The sequence below is a fragment of the Chryseobacterium sp. NFX27 genome, from assembly GCF_049887855.1.
Taxonomy (GTDB): Bacteria; Bacteroidota; Bacteroidia; order Flavobacteriales; family Weeksellaceae; genus Chryseobacterium.
In genome coordinates this window covers 107050-130794 of record NZ_JAGEKK010000012.1, presented here as the reverse complement: position 1 = coordinate 130794, position 23745 = coordinate 107050, and the positions used below count along the sequence as shown (strand labels likewise).

Sequence of the window (23745 nt, the reverse complement as noted above, 5' to 3'; positions counted from 1 at the left end):
AATGCATAAACAAAAGGAAATCAAAATGAAAACTTATAAAAGCAAAAACCAAAGCAAAAACAAATTTGCTCTGGTTTAATTATTTATTTTTGTCCTTTAATCTGTATCGGATTTTCAGGACGAGACATCGTTTTGTCTTTCCCGAAGTCCTGGTCTTTTACTTTTTGCGCCTGCTGTTCCAATTGTTTTTGGAGTCGTTTCTTTTTAGCATTTTCGCGCTGTACTTTACGGAAATCCCACGGAGAAACTGCTTTTTTATCCTGCCAAAGTCCCCGTTTTTTATTTTTTGCCAATTCCTGCATCTTTCCAAGATCAGAGTTTTTAGAATAGGAATAGTACCACCATCCATAGCCGGCTTTTATAATCTCCGCTGAAAGATATTTGCCATTGTCATAATATACTTTGGCTACTGAGCGGCCATATCGGTCTTTATTGGTTTCTGTAAACATGATTTGCCTTGCAAAGACCTGATCTGATGTGAATTTTTTAGCATTTTTTCCAAACGGCTGCCGGTTTTCGGGACAGTCTACTTCTGCCAGCCGAAGTTTCTTCTGTATATTTCCGTCCAGCAAGACCGTAATCGTATCGCCGTCTGTAATTCCAATTACTTTAGCTGTGGTCTGTGAGAAGAGTAAAAGAGGAAGGCATAATAATGCTGAAAGAAGTATTCTCATGATGCAAAATTATGTATTTATTTCGGAAACCCTTTACCAGACTGAGTTTTTTATTATTCTACTGTGGAAAAAAGAGCAATAATGATACATGAACTGCTTTAGAAATACCATTCAATAAAAAAGGAGGCCAATGCCTCCTTTCTGTATCAATGATCTACAAAGATCAAGTTAACTTCTTTATATTAATTTGTGTTTTTTTAAGTCGAGTTCAAGAAGCTGCTTAAAGATCATTCATACACCAATATTTATTTCATCATTTGTGTTCTAATAATATTTACCAAAGGTGTCAAAAAAACTTTTTCAGTCAATGTATTCCGTTGGTGAATTTTATTAAGACAAAGTAACAACATTAGTGAATAATATTCTTTATACTTAGCATCGATATATATCGATACGCAGATAGATGTTTATCAGTAAATGCCTATGTGAATTTTATTTATACAGAGCATCCACTCATCCTGATATAAGCAATAAAAAAGAGGCTTTTCGCCTCCTCTTTTCTGTATAAAATGATCTGCACCAAGTAATGCTTCTTTATATTAATTTTGTGTTTTTTTAAGTCGAATTCAAGAAGTTACTTAAAGATCATTATACGCAATATTTATTTCATCATTTGTGTTCTAATAACATCTACCCACTAAGTATCAAAACTTTTCAGTTGATGGATTCCTGTTGATAAATTTTATTAGTACAAAGTAACAACATTACTCAGTGATACTTCTTATAATTGGCATCGACATATATCGATAAAGACATAGAGATTTATCAAATAAAAAGCCTATACCAGCCGCATCTTATCTTATACCGGAAACCATTTGTCCTGAGATTTCCAAATAAAAAAAGGAGACTGCTTGTCTCCCTTTTTTATGTATAAAATGACCTACAAAGACCAAGTCTGCTTCTCTATATTAATTTGTGTTTTTAATAATCTGCTTTCGAGAAGTTCCTTCAAGGTCATGCATACACTTATATTTATCTCATCATTTATGTGTGTCATAAAATTTACCGTTTGTACTAAAATCAGAAAGTATCTTTGGTTAATTTTACTGAGACAAAGTAACAACATTACCGGATAATATTTCTTATAACCGGCATCGATATATATCGATAAAGCCATAGATGTTTATCGATAAAAATGCTTTGACGAGAAGAAAAATGAGGCATGGACCTTAGAAAATCCTAAATTTTATGGTGGGTGTTGATGAGATCGATCAATTCAACAAGGTTTTCTATTTTCAATTTATCAAAAATATTTTTCTTGATGGTACTGACCGTATTCTGTTTGATATCCAGATCATTTGCAATTTCCAGGTTACCGTATCCTTCTGCATACATTTCTGCAATCTGCAGTTCTCTTTTGGTTAAACGGCTAAGCGGGTTAAGCAAATCAGGATTCTGAACCAACTGCAGCATTAGGTTCCTGGAAAGCGGCGAAAAATATTCTCCTTTATGCACAATATCTGAAATCGCCTGTCTTATTTCTTCCTCTTCACTTAATTTACTTACATATCCGCTGGCTCCTGCTTTGATAAACTTGAGCACATGCAGATCTTCTTCAAGGCCTGTAAAGATTAGGATTTTAATGTCCGGATTTACACTTTTTATCAGCGGTAAAACATGAAGACTGTTGCCATCCGGGAAATGAGCATCAATGATAGCTATTTCCACTCCTTTTGACTGTACCAGCTCTACGATCTGCTGTGAGGACGAAGTTTGATAAACTTTAGAATTAGGAACAATTTCATCAATCAGGATCGCAATTCCCTGGCGAACAATACTGTGATCATCCGCTAAAAGAAATACAATCTCTTTATTCTCAATTGGTGCTTCCATGATGATTAATGCTTAAATTGATTCTGAATGTTACCTTTGTCCCTTTGTGGAGCTTACTTGAAACAGATATTTCTCCGTTAAAAAGCTCTATTATTTCTTTGCATAAATTTAATCCCAATCCGGCTCCGAAATTATCAATCTTATCAGAGACCATTCCCTGATAATAGGGTTCAAATATTTTTTCCAGATCAGAATCTGAAATTCCTACACCGGTATCCCCTACTGTTGCGATCAGAGAAATGGTATTTTCATCTACTTTCTCAGTTGCCATTGAAAGATCGATCTGTCCGTTTTCTGTAAACTTGTTGGCATTTCCCAGGATATTCATAAATATCTGGTTAATTTTTATATTATCTGAATTTACAACTATATCTGCAGGAATTCTGTTTGTTACCAGAAATTTATTGTTCCTCGTTTCTATATAGGGTGTAATGGCTGTTACAATAGAGTTTATCTCATCGTTAAGGTTAAAGACCGTTTTGACCAGCTTTTTCTCAACTTCCTGGTTTTTTGTGTATTCCAGAATCTGGTTGGACTGTATAAGCAGTGTGCTGTTGGTGAATTTTATTGATTTAAGGTAGTCTTTCGTGGTTTCGTCTTTTGTAGTCCTGTTGATCTTATCGATAAAGATATTGATAATTTTCAGGGGAGACATCAGTTCGTGGCTCAGCATTCCAAGAATCCTGTTTTTGAAATTAAGACTCTTTTTAATCTCCTTATTCGCAGCATTAAGTTTCATTTCATATATGAATGCCATTCTTGTAAAATACATAATCAGGATGGATACAATAAACATCAGCATCATTAATCCCAATACGAGATAGGTCCTTATTTTGTTGTTACTGGAGCTCTGCTTGTTATATTCTTTTTCTAATTCTGATTTAAATTCTTTAATAGCCTTTTCGTAGACATTGATCAGTCCGTTGCTGTACACCAGTAACTTACTGAAATTACTGTAAAACTTTAAATTTTCACGCTGGCTTTCAGCCATAGATTGCTGGTTCTGAACGGTAGACCGCTGAATTTTTTTAACTTCGGTAGTATAAAACTTATCCATAGATTTTGCCAGGCTATCCATCCTAAGTTTTATTTTAGAAAGATTGGCTGGCTTTTTATTGGTCATAGTAATGACAGTACTTTCCTTCCGTACATCTACCTTACCTGATATTGCATCTTTTAAACGCCCCATCAGACCTTTCTTTTTAATGGTATCAGAATAGGTCTGTGTTTGTATCGTAAGATCTTCAAAGTTGTCAGTGTTTTTATACCTTTCCAGTTCGTATTGCTGATCCGGGATGATCTTTACGGGTGGCTTCAAAGAATATTGATATACAGAATCTATAATGGTCTGCAGCTTTATGATTTTCAGTGTATCCTTTTTTTGTTTTGCCAGTTTGTTTTTCAGCCCCAGATTTTTGTCTCCATAATCATTTATCTTTTCGAAATTGCTATTAAGCTTCTTCAGGGATTCAAAGTATAACTTCAGATCTTCGTTATCCTGGCTGATCATATACTTTTGAAAGTAGTTCTGTGCATCCATGAAGTCTTTCCTCGAATTGTCCGTTAATCCGCCCAATGCTTTACTTTCCTCCAATCGGCTTTTAATAAACTGGAGCTTCTTTTCATTGACAAATTCGTTGTAAAAAAATATGGCTATAATAACCTGTATCAACAATATGCACAGGATTAATGAGTAATGAACAACTTTTCTCAATTTAAAATCTAAGAATTTATATTTCATATCTTTTTATCAGCTAAATTAATTTTCTGATTATCTAAGTCACGGGTATTAGTTTTAAACGCTATCACAGTATTACCAAAACCTGGCAATGCTTTTACATCCTTTCTTTCGCAAAGTTAAAGTAATTTTTGTCTTCTCATAACAGTAAATCGTGATAAATACTGAGATTCTAATTTCATTCCAAATCACAAAAACTTAACAAAACTCCAGGTTTTTATTCAGTGCAGATGTATTTTCAGGTTCAGACATACATATTGAAAACAATAATCACCAGATTTTTTCAAGTACATAATTTTCCCTGATAAAAAAAAAGGTTTCCATGCTATACATAGTTTCAACCGGGCTTACCACTCTGAAATAAAAACCAATCTCAATTTGGGCAATATACACTATAATACGGAATAATTATTTTATCTTAACATAAATTTTTGCTATGAAAAGTTTATCATTATTATTTTTTTTATTTTGCTTTTCTTATGCTCCGGCACAAAAGCACTACAGCCTGGAACTGAACTTTCTGACTGACAGCAATGAGCCTGCACCCAATGTTAATGTTATTTTTATTAAAGACACCAAAGAAGGTGGTATTATAGTTGAGAAAGTTACCGCTGATGACAAAGGTATTTTAAAACATACAATTTCTGAAGATTATTTTGATGAAAAAGATTCACTCACTATTGAAGCCTCATACCATTCTCAAAACACCTATTACTTTGATTATCATGAGGAATTTTCAAAAAAGCAGTTTCCTTTAAAAAAAGCGGTTATCCTGGAGCATATTGTTCCGCCGACCCTGGAAGAGATCAACCAGATGAATCCGCCGCCGCCGCCTCCCAAAGCTAATTAGTAAGGGTTTGGAAACTGTTGCACAACCTGAAAATAAAAATTTAAACTTATGTAAACCGAAAAATAATACAGTCAATACTTTATCAGAGCATTTTTGTCAAATATTAAAAAAAAACTTTTTATTGATATTGTTTTTACAAATTCAGTAATAACTTTGTGATCCAATTAAAATAAAAAGATTTGTGCAAAAATATACTTCCGCTCTTCTTCTCTTCTTTTTTTCTATTATTTATACCCAAAACTATAACATTCAGTCCTATAATACAGATAACGGACTTCCACAGAACAGCGTAAAAGATATTATAAAAGACCCATACGGATTTATATGGATTACCACCGAAAATGGCCTGGTACGATATGACGGCATAAAATTTTTGGTTTACAAGAATTTCCCTTTGAACAGCCAAAGGTTCATGTATTTCTATGGACATCCTGAAAAAGACAGTATTTTAACGACAGGAGATTATGGAAAAATTGTTCTTATCCACCAAAAATCTCCAAAAGTTGTCAATATAGTAAGTAAGAATTCCAATTTTATATTTAAAAACAACCAAAATTACTTTCTGTACTGTTCAAATTACAGTTATACTACATCGCCGGGCATAGATCTTTATTTCCAGATTAAAGGGGGAACCTATTTTATAAAAGAAAATTCCCTGCAATATGTTGATGCTCTTTCAAAAACAGAAGAAAATCTGAATATAAAAGCAATATATAAGAATATTCCCCGGATCTTTGTGAACAATAAATCGGTATTCTTTATTGATCATCAGTCAAAAAGTATCCAGAAAATTGAAAAGGGAAAGATTGCCGATCGTTATACCGAGCCGTTACTTACCGATATTAAAAGTAAAATTTACTGGAGCAGAATCAATAACCAGGTTTTCATATTCAACAAGAATAACATCTATATGTGCCGTTATGAGAACAGCCAGTTTAAGATCACGAAACTTGTACAGCTTGATCAGATTACCGAAAATATCATTAGCATCTACTATGATCAGGCTTACAAAAAGCTCTATCTCGGGAGCAGCACCCATGGTCTGCAGGTCATCAGCTTTCCGGATTTTACGACCAGACAGAGACATTCATCAAAATCTGAATCTGTTTTTTACAGCACTTTACCGTTCAGCAATTCTTCGGTAATTACCACTTTCGGAGAGGTCTATGATCACAATGGGCTTGTAGAGGACAAAAGCTTTAAAAATATTGTTCCGGTTTTCATGGCTTATGATGAAAAAGGAAACATCATTACCCGTAGGGCAAATGATTTTATAATGTACCAGAAAAAAACGTCCTATACGGAAGTTAAGACTAAGAAAGACTTCTTAATAAAAGACTTTTTCTTTGATTCCAGCCGGTATTATGCTTTAAAAGTGCATCCCAAAGAAGGAACAGCTGAATACAGCGGAACTCTTTTTGTCTATAATGATCTGTCTTTCAAATCTGTGAAAAAGAAGTTCTTTTTTAATAGTGAACCTTCCAGAGCCATGAAGTTTGATGAAGATCATATATTGGTAGGAACTATAAAAGGGCTCTATAAAGTATCTTTGAAGACCAATGAAATACTTAGTTTACACCCTGGTAATGAACTGTCTATCCGCAACATTACACAAACAAAAGACGGTAATTTCTGGATCACTACATTAGGAAAGGGGTTTTACCTGTTAAAAAATAACCGCCTGATCAAAATGCCTTATGATACCAATAACAACCTCTCTTCTTCCCATACTATTTTGGAAGATTCAAAAGGATTTTTCTGGATTCCCACGAATAACGGTTTGTACAGAGTTCCGGAAAGCCAGCTGCTTCGGTATGCACAAAATAAAAAATTCAAGGTCAATTATTACAGATTTTCAAAAGATTCAGGTTTTAAAACCAATGAATTCAATGGTGGCAGCAATGTCTGTGGCAATAGGTTAGAAAACGGAGAATTTGTACTTCCTTCTTTAAATGGTTTGGTTTTCTTCAATCCGCTGGAGATCAAAAGCCATTACCCTGAAAACTTTTACATAGAAAGGGCTGTTGTTGACAATAAAGAATTTCACTTTAATAAGGTTCTGCATTTAAAGCCGGAATCCAATCGTATAGATCTATTTATTGATGTTCCCTATTATTCTAATCCGGACAATCTTGTTATAGAAGCAAAGCTGAGCGGAATATCCAGTGCAGACTGGGAACCTATAGGACCGGACGGGAAATTTTCCATTTCAAATCTCACCTATGGAAATCATTCTTTTGTGGTACGAATACTAATTTCCGACAAAGGAAAATATATTTATAAGAAAATAAACATGGTCATTCCACCGTATTTTTACCAGACTGTATGGTTTAAAATACTGATCTCCTCTGCCCTGCTGCTTTTTTTATATTTCCTGGTCCGATGGAGAATAAGCTTTCTGAAAAAGAAAAATCATGAACTGGAGGAGATTATAAATTCCCGTACAAAAAGCCTTTCCGATACCGTAGAAAAGCTGGAAATAACAAAAATAAAACTTCATAAAGAAATTGAACAGCAAAAAAAACTCATCGGAACCATTACCCACGATATTACAACTCCGGTAAAATTTATTGCGCTCACGGCGAAGGAAGCCTTGAACAAGGATGGCTTTAACGAGCAACACCGTGAAAAGATTCTTAATTCGATTTACAAATCATCGGATCAGTTATACAATTTTACGATCACCTTAAAAGAATATGCAGACATCTACACCCATCACAGGTCCGATAAAACAGAACTCTATTCTCTGCATAAGCTGATTGAAGAGAAGAAAATACTGTTCAATGCTATAGCAGAGAATAATAACACCATGATTATTAATCACATAGATAAGAAATTATGGGTATGGACCAGCAAGAATATCCTGTCGGCAATTGTTCATAATCTGCTGGATAATTCTGTAAAGTTTACAAAAGACGGCTTTATTACAATAGAAAGCAATGTGGAGGGAAATACCATTATCCTGCTGATAAGAGATACCGGAACCGGGATGGATGAAAAGAAGATAGAATATTATACAAAACTTCAGGATAATATTGAAAATGAAAAATTACTGCTGCAAAAATACGGAATGGGACTTCATCTTGTTTTACAGCTTCTGCAAATGATAGAAGGGAAAATTATCTTCAAAAAAAATAAATTAAAAGGAACTTCATTCAAACTGATTTTAACGAATAAAAAAAATGATTAAGAATATTCTTATTGCTGATGATCACGACATTGTTCTGGTAGGCACCAGCATGATTTTAGAGTCAAGGATCCAGGGAGTAGCTATAGACCAGGCGGAAGATTATCCGGAAGCTATTGAAAAAATTTCAGAACGGAAATATGATCTTGTTATTCTGGATATCAATATGCCGGAGAGTAAAAATAAAAAAATGATCTCCGAAATTAAGGCGCTGGATCCTGATATAAAAATACTGATATTTTCTGCCTATGAAGAGGAAGTAGCTGTACAATATATAAAAGAAGGCGCCAACGGATACCTCAGCAAGCTCAGCAAATCGGAGGAAATATCGGATGCCGTAAACAAAATATTTTCTGAAGGCTTTTACTATCCTTCCTCTATTGTACGGCAATTACTTCAGGAATCGCCTTTAGACTCTATAAAGAATTTATCTGTGAGAGAGTATGAGATTTTTATTTTAATGGTACAGGGCAATGGCAATTTAGAAATCTCCAATAAGATGGGAATCCAGATGCCGACTATCAGTACCTATAAAAAAAGAATACACAATAAACTAAAAACCAAAAATCTAGCAGATCTTATCAAGCTGCATCAAACCTATATTGCCTGATTTTTCCGGGACTTTATAAATCACATGATGTAGAAAATTTTCTACGACCGTCTTTATTTTATTCTACGAAACGCAATAATTTCTGTAGTAATATTTCTATATTTTTACATTATTAATATTTTTAAATTAAAAATTAAGTTAAAAAATAATCATATTCACAATATTTTAATGGTTATTTAATGTAGAATTAATAAATCAAGAGAATATTCTACTGATATATTATGCCGAACATAACTATTGCTTGGGAAATTAAGATTCTAAAACTAAAATAAATGCTAAGAAAATTTACAAAATTAGGACAACTATTAGGGTTACTCGCCTCCTCCTTTGTCTTCTCACAGGCAGGAAATGTAGGAATAAATACGCCCAATCCCGGATCCACACTAGACATTAACGGATCTGTGGCTGCCCGTTACACAGCTATCACGGCTGCGGTTTATAATTTAAATTCGGCAGATTTTCATGTTTCTTACAACGGTACCGCCAATGCAGTATTCAATCTTCCGGCAGCCATCAGCGGAGTGGGAAATTTTAAAGGGAGAATGTATACGATCAAAAACAACACAAACTTTACCATCACGGTAAATTCTGCAGCTCCGGAAACCATTAACGGAAATGCCAGTGTTTCAGTTCCGGCCAATCAAAGTGTTCAGCTTATCAATACAGGACTTACCGGAGCAGCGATTACATGGGAAGTTATGACGGCCAATAGTACTATAACTGCGAGTAATGGTCTTAACTTGTCAGGCACCGATGTTAAATTAGGAGGCACCCTATCCCAGCCCACTCATATTGCGACTGACGGAAATAACCTTAGCATTGACGGAACAGGAAAAGTTTTACTTGGAACCAATACGGTCCCTGCAGGAGCAGCCAATTCTAAAATCGTTATAGACAACGGTACTACCAACGGTGCACTGCAGATTAAAGACGGTACAGAGCAGCTGGGTTACGTACTAACCAGTGATGCCAATGGACTGGCTACCTGGTCATCAACCGTTACCACTGCATTTGCCGATAACTGGACATCATATTCCGGAACACTGGTAAATCCTTTTACCGGAGGTCCGGGAGCTCTTCTTCCAACGGGGATTTCAGTAACTATTCCTGCAAAAGGATGGTATTTTTTCCGTTGTGGGGTGACAATACAATCAAACTGTAATGATTATGGATTTTATATAAATGGAGTAGGTGAGATTTGGAGGACTTACTGTAACGTTGCAGATGTTCAGATGATGTCACCAAGAGACCAAAACCGAGTGCTTTATTTTTCTACTCCGGGCACTTATTCTATTGTAGGTGTAAAAACTAATGCAACTGTGCCAACAGGATTCAACATAGGTAACCCTGCATTTTATCTAGATTTTGTTAAATTCCAAAATTAAAGAAATCACTATAACCATGATTCTAAATACATAAAGCTGAAAAGTTGAACTGCTGCAAAATTCCCTCGTTCCTGCAGCAGTTCATTACAATACACCCTCTTTATCAAACCAATAAATTTATTTACCTGCTATTTATTCATTTAATCTTATTAATATGAAAAAAATGTTTTTCCTGCCGTTAATAGCCCTTTTAAACAGCAGTCTGATATATTCTCAATCCGGAAATATAGGTATTAATACCAGCGATCCGGGCAGTAAACTAACCGTTAACGGCTCATTTGCTGCAACCTACAAAACCACCGGAACAAGTGGCCCTGTTGATGCCAATGATTACTATATAGCCTACAACGGTAACAGCAATGGTACTTTAACGCTGCCTGCTGCTGTAAGCGGATCCGGCAATTTTATCGGAAGAACCTACCATTTCAAAAATACCGGTACTGCAACATTATCTATAGCCGCCAGCGGAACAGAACTGATTGACAATCAAAGCGGTGCAGGAGTAACTTCTATCAGTGTTCCTCCGGGTTATTACGCTTTTTTCATAAGCAAAGGAACTGTGACCAATACGACATGGGAACTTATTTTGCTCTCAAGTTCCAGCAGCCTGCCTGCAGCAGCATCTACTTATGCTTTTTCCACTATAAGTACCACAACAAGACAGTCCCTTCCTTCTACCGTCAGCGGACCTTATATCAACGCTGAAATTAATTATCCTGAAGGAACAGTCATCAATACAGGAAATGTAATGAATACGGCCAGTGGAAGGTTTACTGCCGCTACCAGCGGATATTATATGTTTTACGGCTCTACCCAGTTTGATAACGGTGCGATTGCCGGTGCTCCCAATTTTGCATGGGCTATATTATATCTTGTAAAAAACTTCAGTACCACTCCCAATAATGTATTGGTTCAGTCTTACCAGTCGAATCCGGGTATATTGGTAGGGACCAACGTTTCGTGCATTACCTATCTGAATGCCGGAGAAACCGTAAGTATGGCTTCAGCAGCAGCCGTAACCAGCGGGACTACTTACCAGGTGGTAGTAAGTTCTTTTTACGGCTACAAAATCGCCAATTAAACAGTACAATATATAAATTAGTTAATCCCCCTCCTATCATTACATGCCATCATACATGATGAGAAAGAAGCAATTTGTTCCCAAACAAAAGGGGGATTCTAGTTTATTTTTATGACAGAAGTATATTTTCAATCAAAAAAATGATATTCAGATATTTGAATTTAACCGTCACTACTGATTCAAAGGCTTTGATATTACTTTTTTCCTGAGTATTTCCTGGGCCATTTCTGGAGACTATCTTCATTATTTCTACTCTGATCAATCTGTAGGAAATAAATTATTTTCTCCTAAATGATTAATGCTGTGTGAAAAAGCTATTGAATAATAGTTATTAAAAAGTTAAATTTTTATTTTACTTTGATTCTTTTAAGCTTCTGAGTAAATTTGTAGAAAAATAAAAATAATGAACTATACACTTGAGCTCAATACTCAGGATGCTTACTCTACTGTTGTTTTTAACACAATCGTATTTGACTCGTTCAAGGTTAATATAGTTGAAAGATATACAGGGCGAATGAATTTCCAGCCAAAATTATCATATGCCTTATTTAAAGTCAGAACCCTGGATAATGAAATTATTAAAACAAGAGACGGTAATGGAAGAGTCAAAATTAAAGGGGATCATTTTGAAACTTACCAGAACTTAACAAAAGTTCTGAGCTCCTATGCCTATAAAAACAAACTGATGAATGTAAAAGAGGCTCAAGAGGACTATGTCCATTTCATTTTGAGCTTAGTCATTGTTAATTATCAGCTGAATTAGATTTATACTGACCTCTCACCTCTGGCAGACTGCTAATCTGGTAACGGACATGATCTGAACGGCTCTACAGACTATTGATAATGATTATTGATGTACTATTATACTTTGTAATATCTGTCTATGGATAATAAAACTGTTTTAGAAAAGGCAAATGACGCGATATCAAAGGGTGACCACGAAACCTTTCTTTCGTATTGCAGCGAAAATACAAAGTGGATATTTGTAGGTGATCAGGTTCTTTCAGGAAAAGAGGAAGTGCGGAATTATCTGGCAGATGCCTACAGAGTGCCGCCCAAGTTTGACGTAGAATATATGGTAAGTGAAGGAGATTTTGTGACGGCAGTAGGCGTAATTAGCCTGCTGGACAAAGAAGGACGATGGACAGACTATGATTACTGTGATGTTTGGAGATTCAAAGATGGAGAAATGGCAGAACTGAGAGGTTTTGTTATCCCAAGATAATTCTTCCGCTGTTTAAATAAACCGGTTTTGATAACATTCTGAAAAAATAAAAGCTCCTCTGTAAAAAGAGGAGCTTATCTTGTAGGTACCGCAGATTATTTTACGGCATTTTTTGCTTTTTCAGATTCCATTAAATGGTGCTCTAATGTTGGCAGGGTTTTACCCGCAAAAGACTTTAAAGATGCATCTTTACCTTCCGAAGCTTCTTTCTTAAATTCTTCTATATCTTTTTTATGATCACTGACCATCAGGTCGGTATATTTTTTGTCAAACTCAGCTCCTTTTTTTGCTTTCAGGTCATCATATTCCTTCTGCTTTGCGGCATCCAGACTGGTTGGCAGCGTATAGCCTGTTGTCGTGGCCCATTTCTTGAGCTCGTCATTAGCTTTGCTGTGATCTTTTACCATCATTTCTCCCAATGCTTTTACTTTTGCATCCGAAGCATTGGTAGCAGCAAGCTGACCCATCATTACTTCCATCAGGCCTCCTTTGGCTGCGGCATCTGCAAACTTTTTGTCCTGATCACTGAGCGAATTTGTGTTGGCCGTGTTATCCGCCATTTTAGTAGAGTCCGTAACCGTCATTCCGGATTCAGCCGGAGCAGATACAGTCGGGGCATCTGTAGATTCGTTTACCGATGTGGTTTCATTTTTTTTGCAGGCTATCAGGGCAGCAACTGCAAAAAGTGTTAAAACAGAATTTCTCATAATAATAATTTTAAAGTGGTGATAAATAATAAAGCATATAATTACTTCAACACCAATACAACAATTTATTTGCCAAAATGTGCATTTTCACAACGCCAATTCATTATAAACATCATTTAATGAGCTTCTTATAATAAAAAACTTACTTTATGCCCATCTACAAGTATAATTATTATAATCTGAAAATTTGGTCCCAAAAATCACAAAACTTCAGCAGCTTATAAAGCAACTAAAAACTCTGATAAAATGATTCTTACTAATTAATATTCAGATCTTTATCTCTTTAATTAGGATATCATATTTTTTGATATATTTGCAACATACACCCCCTATCCATTTTAATCTAAATACTATTTTTATGAAAAAAAATTACTATATCATAGCTTTTCTTCTGCTTTTCTCTATAGCTGGAGCCCAGTCATTCACGGTTGAACAAAAAGCCCAATTTAATAAAAGTGAAACCATACAGCTGATGACAGGGGGCAAATCAACAATCAAGGGACAGGCTTTTGCTAAAGATAACCAATCGGGTATCAAAGGAATTGCGGTCCTTAACATCAACAAAAGACAATATGCACCCAAAGGAACCTCTATTATTGTAATGCCACAAACTGCCTATTTTAAAGAGTGGCTGGAAGTAAGCAAAAAGTATGAAAAGGAAGGCAAGATTGTACAGCTGCACAAAGAGGCTAAAGCCTGCATTAAAGTAATACAGGTAAAGGATGATAAAGGCAGCTTCGAGATCAATAATCTCATGCCCGGACAATATTTGCTGATCACCGGATTCAACTATATACAGGATAAACAGCAGAGTTATACTTTGGGTTATGAGAATACCTATATCAATAATACTCTTCAGAGTTCCAGAGAAATAGAGGGGCATCATTACTTTAAGATTGTTAGTGAGGCAAACATCCGGAAATCCGTTACCATTAAAAAAGAGGGCGATGTGGAAGACGTCAATTTAAGGATGACCCTTTAGCCACCATTAAGGTCGGTAAGACACATCTATACTTTAACCCATAAACTTACAGATTGTGATCTGACCACAAATCTGGCTTTGCCATTTTCATCTGTTTTAATTTCATCTTCTCTTTGACCGGTAAAATCCCGGTACACGGAATTTGCATGTTCTTTTCCAAGGTCTATGTCTTTATAGCCATCTTCACCATTGGACAGAATAACAATACAGCCGGGATACTCATTATTTCCTTTTCTCACCCACGCAATACAGTTGGGGTGATCAAAATAGCTGATCTGTTCGCCATAGGCAAACTGCTTCCTTGCTTCAAGCAGCTTAGGCAGAATTTCTACCTTTGGCATAATGACTTTTACGTCTTCACCATCTTTTGTATCCGTATATTCTGCACCGAAAAGATCGGGATAGAAAACACAAGGATATGCCTCTTCCCATAATAAAATAATGGCATAAGCCAGAGGTTTGAACCAATCCTTTACAGCTGATTCCAAGGACTGCAGCTTCTGGGTGTCATGATTTTCAACAAACGATACGGAAAGGACAGGCTTTTTTTCCAGAAAACTGCCTTTTAAAATCTGGCTGAGATCGTAATTCCGACCATCCTTTGATGCCATGAAAAAATTATAATGGAGAGGGGCATCAAAACAGGAGATCATATCATTAATTTTATCGGAAAAATCAGATATTTTTTCAGATTCCTGCTTCCAGAATTCACCCAATATATAACAGTCGGGCTTCAGCTCTTTTTTTATATAGGTAATCCATTCCTGCAGGAAATCAACCGAGAGATGCTTGAGGGCGTCCAGACGGAATCCATCCACACGGGTAGTTTCCAGATACCATTTGATCCAGTTTTTCATTTCTTTCACAACATAAGGATTGCGGTATTCTACATCAGCTCCCATCAGATAATCGTAATTTCCGAACTGGTGGCTTACCGCCTGGTTCCATTCTGTTCCGTACTCATTATGGATTTTGAAAATACCTTTTCTCTCTTCATCGTCTTTCTGAATGATATCTATTCCGCTAAAACAGGTATAGTCCCATATAAAATCAGAATAGGTTCCGTTTCTTCCCGGGAAAAGGAATTTTGTAGAGGCTTTTGCCGTGAAGGGTTCACCAATGGTTTCATTCCGGTTTTCTTCATTGACCTGATGTACGGTAACAGTTTCACTTTCATCGCCACCCATTCTGTGATTCAGTACAATATCAGCATACACGGATATGCCTACTTCATGGGCTTTTTTAATGGCGGAAAGGTATTCTTCCCTGGTTCCGTATCTTGTAGGAATACTTCCTTTCTGGTCAAATTCCCCCAGATCATACAAATCATAAATATCATACCCTCTGCCCTCCTGTCCTAAAACGCATTTTGTTGCGGGAGGAAGCCATACTGCTGTAAATCCCATATTCTTAAGATCATCACACTTTTCTGTAAATTCATTCCACAAATTTCCTTCATGATACCAATGAAAGAATTGTATAATAACTCCATTCATATTTTATTTTGGTTTTCTGTTAAACATTAAGATATTATTTATACCGGTAATTACAGGCCTTATCATCAGGATTGGATTCAGCTTTTTCCTGCTTTTTCCAGAAACCGTCATTCTTTTCATAAAGCTTATGAATCTTATCCAGCTCTTCTTCTGTGAGATCTTCTATATCTACTATTTGATTGCTGGCTTTCGTATGGGCTTCAATAAGTTCATTTAATTTGATCTGTATAGCCTTGGAATCTTTATTCTGAGCCTTCTGAATTAAAAAAACCATTAAAAAAGTGATAATAGTCGTTCCGGTATTGATCACGATCTGCCATTCTTCTGAAAAATTAAAAAAAGGCCCGGTTCCCGCCCATACCAGTACAAGGATACTTGCCGCAATAAAAGCACCTGCACTTCCTGTGAAATAAACAGCTTTATCTGCAAAACTGTCAAAAAAACTATTTTTCATAACAAACAATTTATCATTTAAAAATCTAACAAAGCATCTGTAAGCCTCTTCCACTGGATCTTGGAGATGCCTATTATTCCTCCGGCTGCAATTAAAAGATTCCTTATCTTATCCAGGAAAGCGGCTTGTAAATTGGCGGTTTCATTCCTGCCGTAAACTGCTGCTTTGATATAGGTATTTCCTCTTGAAATCATGAACGTTGAGGTGGCGGAAGAAGAATAAAAATGGGCTGTATGTTTTTTAATGGAATTGCCCGGAGCTTTCGAAGGCCTGCAGGTAATTGAGATATTTTCAAATTCGTCATCTTTTGTATGCTGGTCACTGATCTCTGTAATTTCTACCCAGTCGAATCCATCAGCTTCGGCCGTGCCGGGACCCGGGATATCAATTCTTATAAAATATCCTTTCTCTGGAATGTTATCAGTATAATTTCCTGATGAATCGTAAAGCTTAAAATCAGCAAACCCTTCACCACAAAAGTCCTTCCACTGATTAATGGAATAAAGCCTGCTTTTGAGTATAGCAAACTGCTGAACAGCTGTTTCAGGATGATCAAATTCTTTTTTGCTTTCTGTATTATGAAACCCACCTTTTTTCTGACGTGGAATTCCAGGAATTTCTTTGACTTTCATATTTTCAAGGTATTATCTGGATGATACAGTCTATAGTGCTCTTTTTGAATTAAATAAATAAAAAATCCAGTAAATAAAAAATGCTGTTTCCAATGCAAAATCAATCAGGTAGACCCAGCTGATAACGTTCCTGAGATAGTAATAGAGATCTACTCCCGCCAATCCAAAACAGCACATCATATTCACTAAAGCTATGACAGGTCTCCTTTTTGGGATACATGCTGCATAAAAACATAAAATACTATATGGCAATATGAGCAACCCTACAGTTTTAACAAGCCATATATCTGTTTTAGGACCGGTTACGTATAGAAAGCTTTCAATATGAACAAGTGGCCAGATTCCGGTTATTATGAAGTACAGGCCCTGCAGAAAGGGTATTATCTGTTTTTTTTCCATAGTCTGTATGGTTTTCATCATGAGCCATGTCCACAGTCTTTGATTTAGATTCAAGCCAGATCTGAATTTTATAGATCTAGATTTCGATTAACTGCTGCAGCTTATCTGTTTCAATTTTTCAGATGGATTTCCCAATCAAACTGCCTGTACCTGTAATGAATTGCCCTGAAGCATAATAAAGGCAGTTTGATAGATCTCTGCATAAATTAAAATACAGCCGCGGATAGATATCCAGCATGTTAAAAAAATTAATCCTGTATAGCCGTATGACTGAACAGGGCTCTAAGGCAACGGCTTCCATGGGATAAGCCCTGCCTATGAAAAGCAGAGACTCACCAAAACTCTCTCCTTCAGCGATTATTTTTTGGACCTGTTCTTTACCTTCTTTATTAAAATGGTCAAGCTTTACTTTTCCTTTAATTATTTGATAATAATAAGAAGGAGTTTCTCCCTTTTGAAAAATAACATCCCCGGAATTATATTCTTTTACTTCAGCACCCGCTGAAAACAAAAACTTTTCACTAATAACCATATGATTGTTTTTAATAGATAATGATAAAGTGTACATTCTCTGATCTCTAATCTTACCAGAGCTATACTGCTACTGTATTGCAGAACTCGTTATTTCATAGTAAACAGCCCAGCCTACGAATAAGATAATGATAATCCATATCCAGAACGGTATCGTCTGCGGAGTCTCGCTTCCGTTGATGAGAAAGCTTTTCTGGTTTCCCTTGTCATAAGCATTGATCATTAATGAGAGGGTACCGTCTACTACATCTTTGTTTTTCAGGCCTTCAATTCTTATGGATGGCCCGTTGGCAACCGTAAAATTGATTTTTCTTATCCCTTCTTTTCCTGATGGTGACTGGCTGATAATTTTTAATACATGTTCCCCATCGGTCAGCTTTTTAGTATCCAGATCGAATACAATGGGGGTTTCCAGTTCTGCAACAGGATGTGGATCATCATCCAGGAAAAGAAAAACTTTGCTCCTGTCTTTTGTCATAACGTTAAATTTTCATCTGAAAAAACCGAATATTTAATATGCTTTTTATCTTTTTCACCCGGCTTGATCAGATATTTAACTGAATATATAAAGGCTAAAACTGTTATCAGGATAACAATTCCTACAATAAACCAGTCCCAATTGCTCTCGGGTCCGGCACCATGCGTAAGATCTTTAGTGACTTCAGGTTGCTGAAGCTGGCAGGCATCACATGCCAGCGCATAATTAACCAATAGAATTAAAGTCACAGACAGTATTTTTTTAAATATATTTTTCATGCTATTTTTTTATTTTATCAAAGATTACTTTTACTTCTTCCAGAGTCACTTTTTTCGAATTATTTCCCCAGCTTGTTCTTTCATGATTAATAATGGCTGTTACATCTTCTGCCGTAAAATTGGCATTAATTCCAACGGCCGGCATGGTTGCAAATTCCGGTCTGGGGTCATACCCTTTCATAATAATTGTTACATAGAGTTCCAGATCCCCGCCGCTTACTACCGGGCTGCCTTTCAGGGGTGGAAATGCTCCTGGCACTCCTTCCCCGTTCGCCTGATGGCATGAAGCGCAATTAGCTGTAAAAAGCTCTGCTCCGTCCGGTAAATTTGAGGCTCCCTGTCCTCCTTCTGTTTCTTTTTTCGTCTGTTTATATAAAAATGGAGGAACAATAGATTTGTCTGTATAGTCGGTCTGTTTCAGGGATTTCAGATAAGCAACCAGCTGAAGTGCTTTTTCTGTCGCTACTATTTTCTTTCTTTTGTTTTTAAGAAACTTTTCCGGTACCTTAACTTCTACATCACCGGGCTGCAGATAATCTCTTTCTATGAAAAGAAATTCATAGGAAGGCATGATGGATGCTTCTACTGCGGCTCTTGGCTGATAAAGGTGAATCAGGTGCCATTCATCGCTTGGCTGTCTCTCGCCTACACTGGTAAGATCCGGACCCGCTCTCTGTGTTCCCATTAAATTCGCTGTATTTCTCCAGAAGTCAGTTCTTCTGTTAATCGCAAAATCTGCCGGGATACTTGGTCTTTTGCCAAATACATTGTCCATCTCAACATTTCTCACCTGCTGGGTATGGCATGCTACACAGCCGTTTTCGATATATACCATTTTACCTGCTTTCTCCTTTGCAGTTAATACTTTGGATTGTCTGGGTAAAGGTTTATTGATTCTCTGATTGTCAAGAGCCGGAATCACGGCAATGTAAAGCGTAAGAAAAACGAAAAGACAAAGTGCCGACCCGAAAAGTATTCTATGATCATTCAATAGTATCATCGCAATTTTTTTAGGTGTTAAATTCAGTATGGCTATTCTGTTTCTTCGCAGCCAGTATTTCGGCTGGTGTCCGTGGAATTCTGATATTCCTGTCCGGTGTAATCATTTTGTAAAAATTATAGGCGAAAATAAGATGGGCTACCCACATCATGGTTCCTCCTATTGCTCTCCATAACCAGAAAGGAAACATATTGATAACACCGTCTATGAAAGGCTTTTTTTTCATCCATAACAGCCCGGTCTGTGTTCCGCCAATCATTAATGCAATAACATAAAACAACAGCCCGATTAAAGCCAGCCAAAAATGCATTCCTACTAATAATTTGGGAGGTTCTTTTCCGGTAAGCCGTGGGATAAGGGTATAGGAAAATCCCCATAACATAAAAGTGATAATTCCATACATGGTTAAATGAGAATGAGAAACAGTAAAGTCTGTAAAGTGCCAAAGCAGGTTCGTATATCTAAAAGCTTCCACGGTCCCCTGGAAGGATCCGGTAAAATAGAAAATAATAGACATGAAATAAAAAGGAAGCGTATAGCTGTTTTTCAGTTGAAACCAGGCTCCGTTAAAGGTCAAAAGAAAATTAGTGGTTCCGGCAGCCACCGGAATCAGCATTCCAACGCTGGCCACAATAGCTGTAGTCTGCAGCCTCCAGGGAATGGCACTGAAAATAAAATGATGGGTCCCGATTAATGTATAAAACAAAATATGGGTCCAGAAAGCCAATGCTCCCAAACTGTAGGAATAAATAGGCTTATTAAGCTGCTGGGGAAGAAAGTAATACATTAATCCCAGATTAATCATCATAAACCACATACCGATCGCCTGATGCATATAATATCCCTGGGTAATGGTTTCTCCTACCCCATCCTGCCATATCGGACTATAACCTACGATAATGACAATAACAATAAACATGAATCCCGAAATAATATACCAGTTTGAAATATAAATTTCTTTTACAATTCTCTGGACAACAGGTTTAAACAAATTATGGGATGAGAGCGCGATACCGGCTCCAAAAGTGATCATAATGGGCCATATGTATTCCCGATACTCTCCACCCCCATTATTGACTCCTGCCAATAAAGATATGGTCCCGGTCAGAACCGCAGCATTAATGAGAATTAGAGAAATATACCCCTGCCTGATATTGTAATTTTCCACATTACTCACTCTTGTAACCACGTAATAGGAAAAGCCCACCATTGCTAATGATGCCCAGCCCCAGAACACGGCGTTGGTATGGGCAGGGCGCAGCCTGCCAAAACTCAGCCAGCTGGTATGCTCAACATCAGGGGCCACGTATTTTATCCCGGCATACAGACCAAAACTGGTTCCTATAATAAGCCAGAATATGGCAGTCCCCAGAAAATAAAGAATAAGTTTACTCAGCTCAGGACTTATATATTGCAGGAAAGATGACGTCCTTCTTTTGGTAGGAAACACTCTGAAGTCTTCTACAGTATTAATGTTCCGGATAACTCCTTTTTCATCGGCGGGCGGTAAGGTTCCGGAAAGCTGATGTTCTGCAGGCTGAAAATTAAGCTCCTTTTCCCTCCGTTCATATGCCGCAAGTTCTTCAGAAGACATATCTTCTATTTTTTTCCGGGCTTCCTGAAGTTCTTTCCGCCTTAATATCCTTCCATAGATAGATAAAAATTTAAAGATCAGGATGACTAAGCCGGCAATAATCACCATCAGCATTAACAGTATCGTTATCTGGATGCCCGTCTGATTAAATAGTGACGATTCTCCCATAATGAAATTTTATAGTTGATATATAGTTGATATCTCTTGAAATACATTGTACATCAATTCTACAGATCTGTATCGATCTCCTTTCTTAAGTGCCGGTTCCGCTTTCGTTAAATAAAAACGTATAACAGAACCAGTTTAAAAACTACTTAGTGTTTTTAATGGAATCTACATCATAAGCCGTACTGTCCATCGGAAGAGTATTATCCCCGGAATCCGGCGTAACCTGGGCTGTACCGGTCACCATACTGTCTCCGGTATTCAGGCTGTCGATGTGAGTAGGTTGTGGCTGAGACTGTTTTTTGCAGCTGACGGCAAAGAAGCCTAAAATTAAGGCCAATGATACTAGTGATTTCATAATATTAAAATTTTGTGGTGTGTGTCTAACAAAATTATAAAAACTGCTATTTGCTTTTTTATGACTCACATCATAATGGGTTATTTTGAAACCACTTTCCCAAATAGAAAAACCTCCCACAGTACGGGAGGCAAGTGTAGCATTTTTAGATAGTATGTATGCATTAATCATTTACAAATCTAGGAGCTCCCCGTCACCGATATCATGACTGAGATCATAAACATCATTTTTGAAGAATTTCCAATGAGAATTTTATCTGTATTTTAAATATTCTTTTCTTATGAACAGAAAATATGTAAAAAAAAACAATTATTTGTATATATTTAATTAAAATTTTTATGATTGTAATCATAAGTCAATAATTTGAGATTTATTAGATTTACTTATGATTCTTCCTGCTGCTATTTATCACAATCCATATGATCAGATTAATATACAGTTTGGATTATTTATCATTAAATCCCTTATTACTGAGACTTTCCGGCCATACAGAGATGCAACCTTATCATCATAACCTTAAATTAATTAAACCATGAATACAATGCTTACCCGCTATTCTCAGAATTTTTTACTGCTGTTCTTTTTATTTCTGTTCTTTACAGGAAAAGCTCAGATTGGCATTGGTACACCCACTCCCGATGCAAGTGCTATGCTGGACGTAAGCTCCACAACCAGGGGAATGCTGGCTCCAAGGATGACAACAGCAGAAAGGACCGCCATAGTATCTCCAGCAGATGGACTCCTGGTCTATGATACTACATTGAAATTATTTTATTATTACGAAAATTCTACAGCATCATGGTCTCCACTGGCAAGCAGTGTGACTGAAAGACTTAACTTTAAACGCATAAAGTCTACTGATGTGCTGAATACAGTTTTAGCCGATGAACTGGCTGCCGGAGGCGGGGGAAAATATCTTATGGACTCCAATACACTGTACGAAATCAATGGACAGGTAACATTCGACCTGCCCATCGATATAAATAATTCTTACATTACCGGCCATGACAGTAATAACGACATTATCCGCAGAACTTCGGGCAATATTTTTGAAGGGGCTACAGGGGGCAGCATCAAAAGCATAACTCTTACGGCACCGGGTGGAAATGTTTTCAATTTAAACGGATCTGCTGCACAAAACCTGATATTCCGGGATTGTGTTGTTGCCAACTCGAATACGGTTGGAACAATCTCTGGTTTCGGGCTGGTGTTTTTAAGTATCATTCAATTTACAGGAAACAGTAACGGCATAACCTATAATAATATAACGCAGCTGCTACTTAGTAATATAGGATGGTTCGGGAATAATTCCGGGACGTATGAACGGTTGACAGGTACTTTCACATTAGTGGAAAAGCAGGGCGGATTCAGCCAGGTGAATGGATCTGCTACAGGATTTGATGTTTCAACATCCGGGCTTACAATAACCGGTGATGCTGTTATGGAATCTGTTGTTTTTACAGGTACCAATACTACAGGGTATATCAGACCCTATGCTACAGGAACTTATCCCGGATATAATTTTAACAATAGCTGGACGGTAAGAGCGGCCGGAATACCCACTGAATCAGATACGAATGCTGTTGGTGACTTTGCTGTAGACTCTGCTGTAGGAACCGGCATCGGCGTCAGTTTTACCAACAATACTAACCCCAGTAATATTGTGAAGGTTGGTAATACAAATTCATCCTCCATTTCCTCCAATTTATTCAGGTTTTCAACAGACGGTGTTCCCAACAGATTAAAATATTTAGGCAAAAAGAAAAGAATTTTTCAAGTAACAGGATCCATTTCTTTCCAGGTCCCGTCAGCAGGAACTTACATCATCTATATTGCCAAAAACGGAAGTGTTTTAAGTCAATATAAGGTATACGGCAGAGGATCAACTACCAATGACATTGTTGTATTGCCAATAAACGGAACTACCGAGCTTTCAAATAATGATTATATTGAAATATTTGCTCAGAGATATTCAGGTTCTAATGGTGATATCATAGTTCCGAATATGACTGTCACAATCAAATAATCAAAATCAATTCTATGCAGTTTTCAGTTCCTGAAGATTGCCTGGATTCTTAATAAAAAAAC

At 36.7% G+C, this 23745-nt stretch carries 23 protein-coding genes; 9 read left to right on the top strand and 14 right to left on the bottom strand.

The features are described from left to right. Window positions 1-83: 83 nt before the first annotated feature. The 3 genes from J4Q03_RS14570 to J4Q03_RS14560 all read right to left on the bottom strand — a co-directional run bounded on the left by J4Q03_RS14570 (window position 84) and on the right by J4Q03_RS14560 (window position 4248). Window positions 84-674, bottom strand: a complete 591-nt coding sequence (locus J4Q03_RS14570; RefSeq protein ID WP_426048867.1) for a thermonuclease family protein — start codon at window positions 672-674, stop codon at window positions 84-86. Window positions 675-1853: 1179 nt separating this feature from the next. Beyond that, entirely contained in the window at window positions 1854-2507 is a 654-nt protein-coding gene (locus tag J4Q03_RS14565) for a response regulator transcription factor (RefSeq protein WP_426048866.1), read from the bottom strand. Continuing rightward, the gene (locus J4Q03_RS14560) at window positions 2491-4248 is read right to left on the bottom strand and encodes a sensor histidine kinase (protein WP_426048865.1); all 1758 of its coding nucleotides are present in this window, start codon (window positions 4246-4248) and stop codon (window positions 2491-2493) included. Before J4Q03_RS14560 ends, J4Q03_RS14565 begins: the two co-directional genes overlap by 17 nt. A gap of 433 nt (window positions 4249-4681) precedes the next feature. Between J4Q03_RS14560 and J4Q03_RS14555 the strand changes: the two genes are divergently transcribed. The 7 genes from J4Q03_RS14555 to J4Q03_RS14525 all read left to right on the top strand — a co-directional run bounded on the left by J4Q03_RS14555 (window position 4682) and on the right by J4Q03_RS14525 (window position 12583). Beyond that, window positions 4682-5095, top strand: a complete 414-nt coding sequence (locus J4Q03_RS14555) for a hypothetical protein (protein WP_426048864.1) — start codon at window positions 4682-4684, stop codon at window positions 5093-5095. Between the two features lie 181 nt (window positions 5096-5276). Then, window positions 5277-8285: a ligand-binding sensor domain-containing protein gene (locus J4Q03_RS14550; protein WP_426048863.1), complete on the top strand. Its 3009-nt coding sequence runs from the start codon at window positions 5277-5279 to the stop codon at window positions 8283-8285. Further along, window positions 8278-8892: a response regulator gene (locus J4Q03_RS14545; protein WP_426048862.1), complete on the top strand. Its 615-nt coding sequence runs from the start codon at window positions 8278-8280 to the stop codon at window positions 8890-8892. The genes J4Q03_RS14550 and J4Q03_RS14545 overlap by 8 nt, the downstream gene beginning before the upstream one ends. Before the next feature lie 272 nt (window positions 8893-9164). Continuing rightward, the gene (locus J4Q03_RS14540) at window positions 9165-10277 is read left to right on the top strand and encodes a hypothetical protein (RefSeq protein WP_426048861.1); all 1113 of its coding nucleotides are present in this window, start codon (window positions 9165-9167) and stop codon (window positions 10275-10277) included. A gap of 154 nt (window positions 10278-10431) precedes the next feature. Continuing rightward, complete coding sequence (locus J4Q03_RS14535; RefSeq protein ID WP_426048860.1) at window positions 10432-11358, top strand: hypothetical protein; 927 nt, start codon at window positions 10432-10434, stop codon at window positions 11356-11358. A 403-nt stretch (window positions 11359-11761) separates the two neighbouring features. After that, window positions 11762-12121, top strand: coding sequence for a prevent-host-death protein (locus J4Q03_RS14530; RefSeq protein WP_426048859.1), 360 nt, complete (start codon window positions 11762-11764; stop codon window positions 12119-12121). A 120-nt stretch (window positions 12122-12241) separates the two neighbouring features. Further along, window positions 12242-12583 carry a nuclear transport factor 2 family protein gene (locus J4Q03_RS14525; protein WP_426048858.1) on the top strand — a complete coding sequence of 114 codons (342 nt, stop codon included), beginning with the start codon at window positions 12242-12244 and terminating at the stop codon, window positions 12581-12583. A gap of 95 nt (window positions 12584-12678) precedes the next feature. Here the strand turns inward: J4Q03_RS14525 and J4Q03_RS14520 are convergent, their stop codons facing one another. Then, window positions 12679-13290, bottom strand: coding sequence for a DUF4142 domain-containing protein (locus J4Q03_RS14520; RefSeq protein WP_426048857.1), 612 nt, complete (start codon window positions 13288-13290; stop codon window positions 12679-12681). Between the two features lie 358 nt (window positions 13291-13648). Between J4Q03_RS14520 and J4Q03_RS14515 the strand changes: the two genes are divergently transcribed. After that, complete coding sequence (locus J4Q03_RS14515) at window positions 13649-14272, top strand: hypothetical protein (RefSeq protein WP_426048856.1); 624 nt, start codon at window positions 13649-13651, stop codon at window positions 14270-14272. 26 nt (window positions 14273-14298) lie between these two features. Here the strand turns inward: J4Q03_RS14515 and J4Q03_RS14510 are convergent, their stop codons facing one another. The 10 genes from J4Q03_RS14510 to J4Q03_RS14465 form a co-directional block, all read right to left on the bottom strand. Next, a complete protein-coding gene (locus tag J4Q03_RS14510) occupies window positions 14299-15768 on the bottom strand; it encodes an alpha-amylase (protein ID WP_426048855.1) in 1470 nt (489 codons plus the stop codon). 34 nt (window positions 15769-15802) lie between these two features. Next, entirely contained in the window at window positions 15803-16222 is a 420-nt protein-coding gene (locus J4Q03_RS14505) for a low affinity iron permease family protein (protein WP_426048854.1), read from the bottom strand. A 17-nt stretch (window positions 16223-16239) separates the two neighbouring features. After that, window positions 16240-16854, bottom strand: a complete 615-nt coding sequence (locus J4Q03_RS14500) for a hypothetical protein (RefSeq protein ID WP_426048853.1) — start codon at window positions 16852-16854, stop codon at window positions 16240-16242. 30 nt (window positions 16855-16884) lie between these two features. After that, the gene (locus tag J4Q03_RS14495) at window positions 16885-17253 is read right to left on the bottom strand and encodes a hypothetical protein (protein WP_426048852.1); all 369 of its coding nucleotides are present in this window, start codon (window positions 17251-17253) and stop codon (window positions 16885-16887) included. A 118-nt stretch (window positions 17254-17371) separates the two neighbouring features. Next, the gene (locus J4Q03_RS14490) at window positions 17372-17785 is read right to left on the bottom strand and encodes a Crp/Fnr family transcriptional regulator (protein ID WP_426048851.1); all 414 of its coding nucleotides are present in this window, start codon (window positions 17783-17785) and stop codon (window positions 17372-17374) included. Window positions 17786-17854: 69 nt separating this feature from the next. Then, window positions 17855-18262: a cytochrome C gene (locus J4Q03_RS14485; protein WP_426048850.1), complete on the bottom strand. Its 408-nt coding sequence runs from the start codon at window positions 18260-18262 to the stop codon at window positions 17855-17857. Then, window positions 18259-18540: a hypothetical protein gene (locus J4Q03_RS14480; RefSeq protein WP_426048849.1), complete on the bottom strand. Its 282-nt coding sequence runs from the start codon at window positions 18538-18540 to the stop codon at window positions 18259-18261. Before J4Q03_RS14480 ends, J4Q03_RS14485 begins: the two co-directional genes overlap by 4 nt. A 1-nt stretch (window position 18541) precedes the next feature. Continuing rightward, the gene (locus tag J4Q03_RS14475; RefSeq protein WP_426048848.1) at window positions 18542-19540 is read right to left on the bottom strand and encodes a cbb3-type cytochrome c oxidase subunit II; all 999 of its coding nucleotides are present in this window, start codon (window positions 19538-19540) and stop codon (window positions 18542-18544) included. A 10-nt stretch (window positions 19541-19550) separates the two neighbouring features. After that, window positions 19551-21302 carry a cbb3-type cytochrome c oxidase subunit I gene (locus J4Q03_RS14470; protein ID WP_426048847.1) on the bottom strand — a complete coding sequence of 584 codons (1752 nt, stop codon included), beginning with the start codon at window positions 21300-21302 and terminating at the stop codon, window positions 19551-19553. A 142-nt stretch (window positions 21303-21444) separates the two neighbouring features. Continuing rightward, a complete protein-coding gene (locus J4Q03_RS14465) occupies window positions 21445-21657 on the bottom strand; it encodes a hypothetical protein (RefSeq protein WP_426048846.1) in 213 nt (70 codons plus the stop codon). Between the two features lie 532 nt (window positions 21658-22189). Between J4Q03_RS14465 and J4Q03_RS14460 the strand changes: the two genes are divergently transcribed. After that, window positions 22190-23683 carry a hypothetical protein gene (locus tag J4Q03_RS14460; protein ID WP_426048845.1) on the top strand — a complete coding sequence of 498 codons (1494 nt, stop codon included), beginning with the start codon at window positions 22190-22192 and terminating at the stop codon, window positions 23681-23683. Window positions 23684-23745 lie beyond the last annotated feature (62 nt).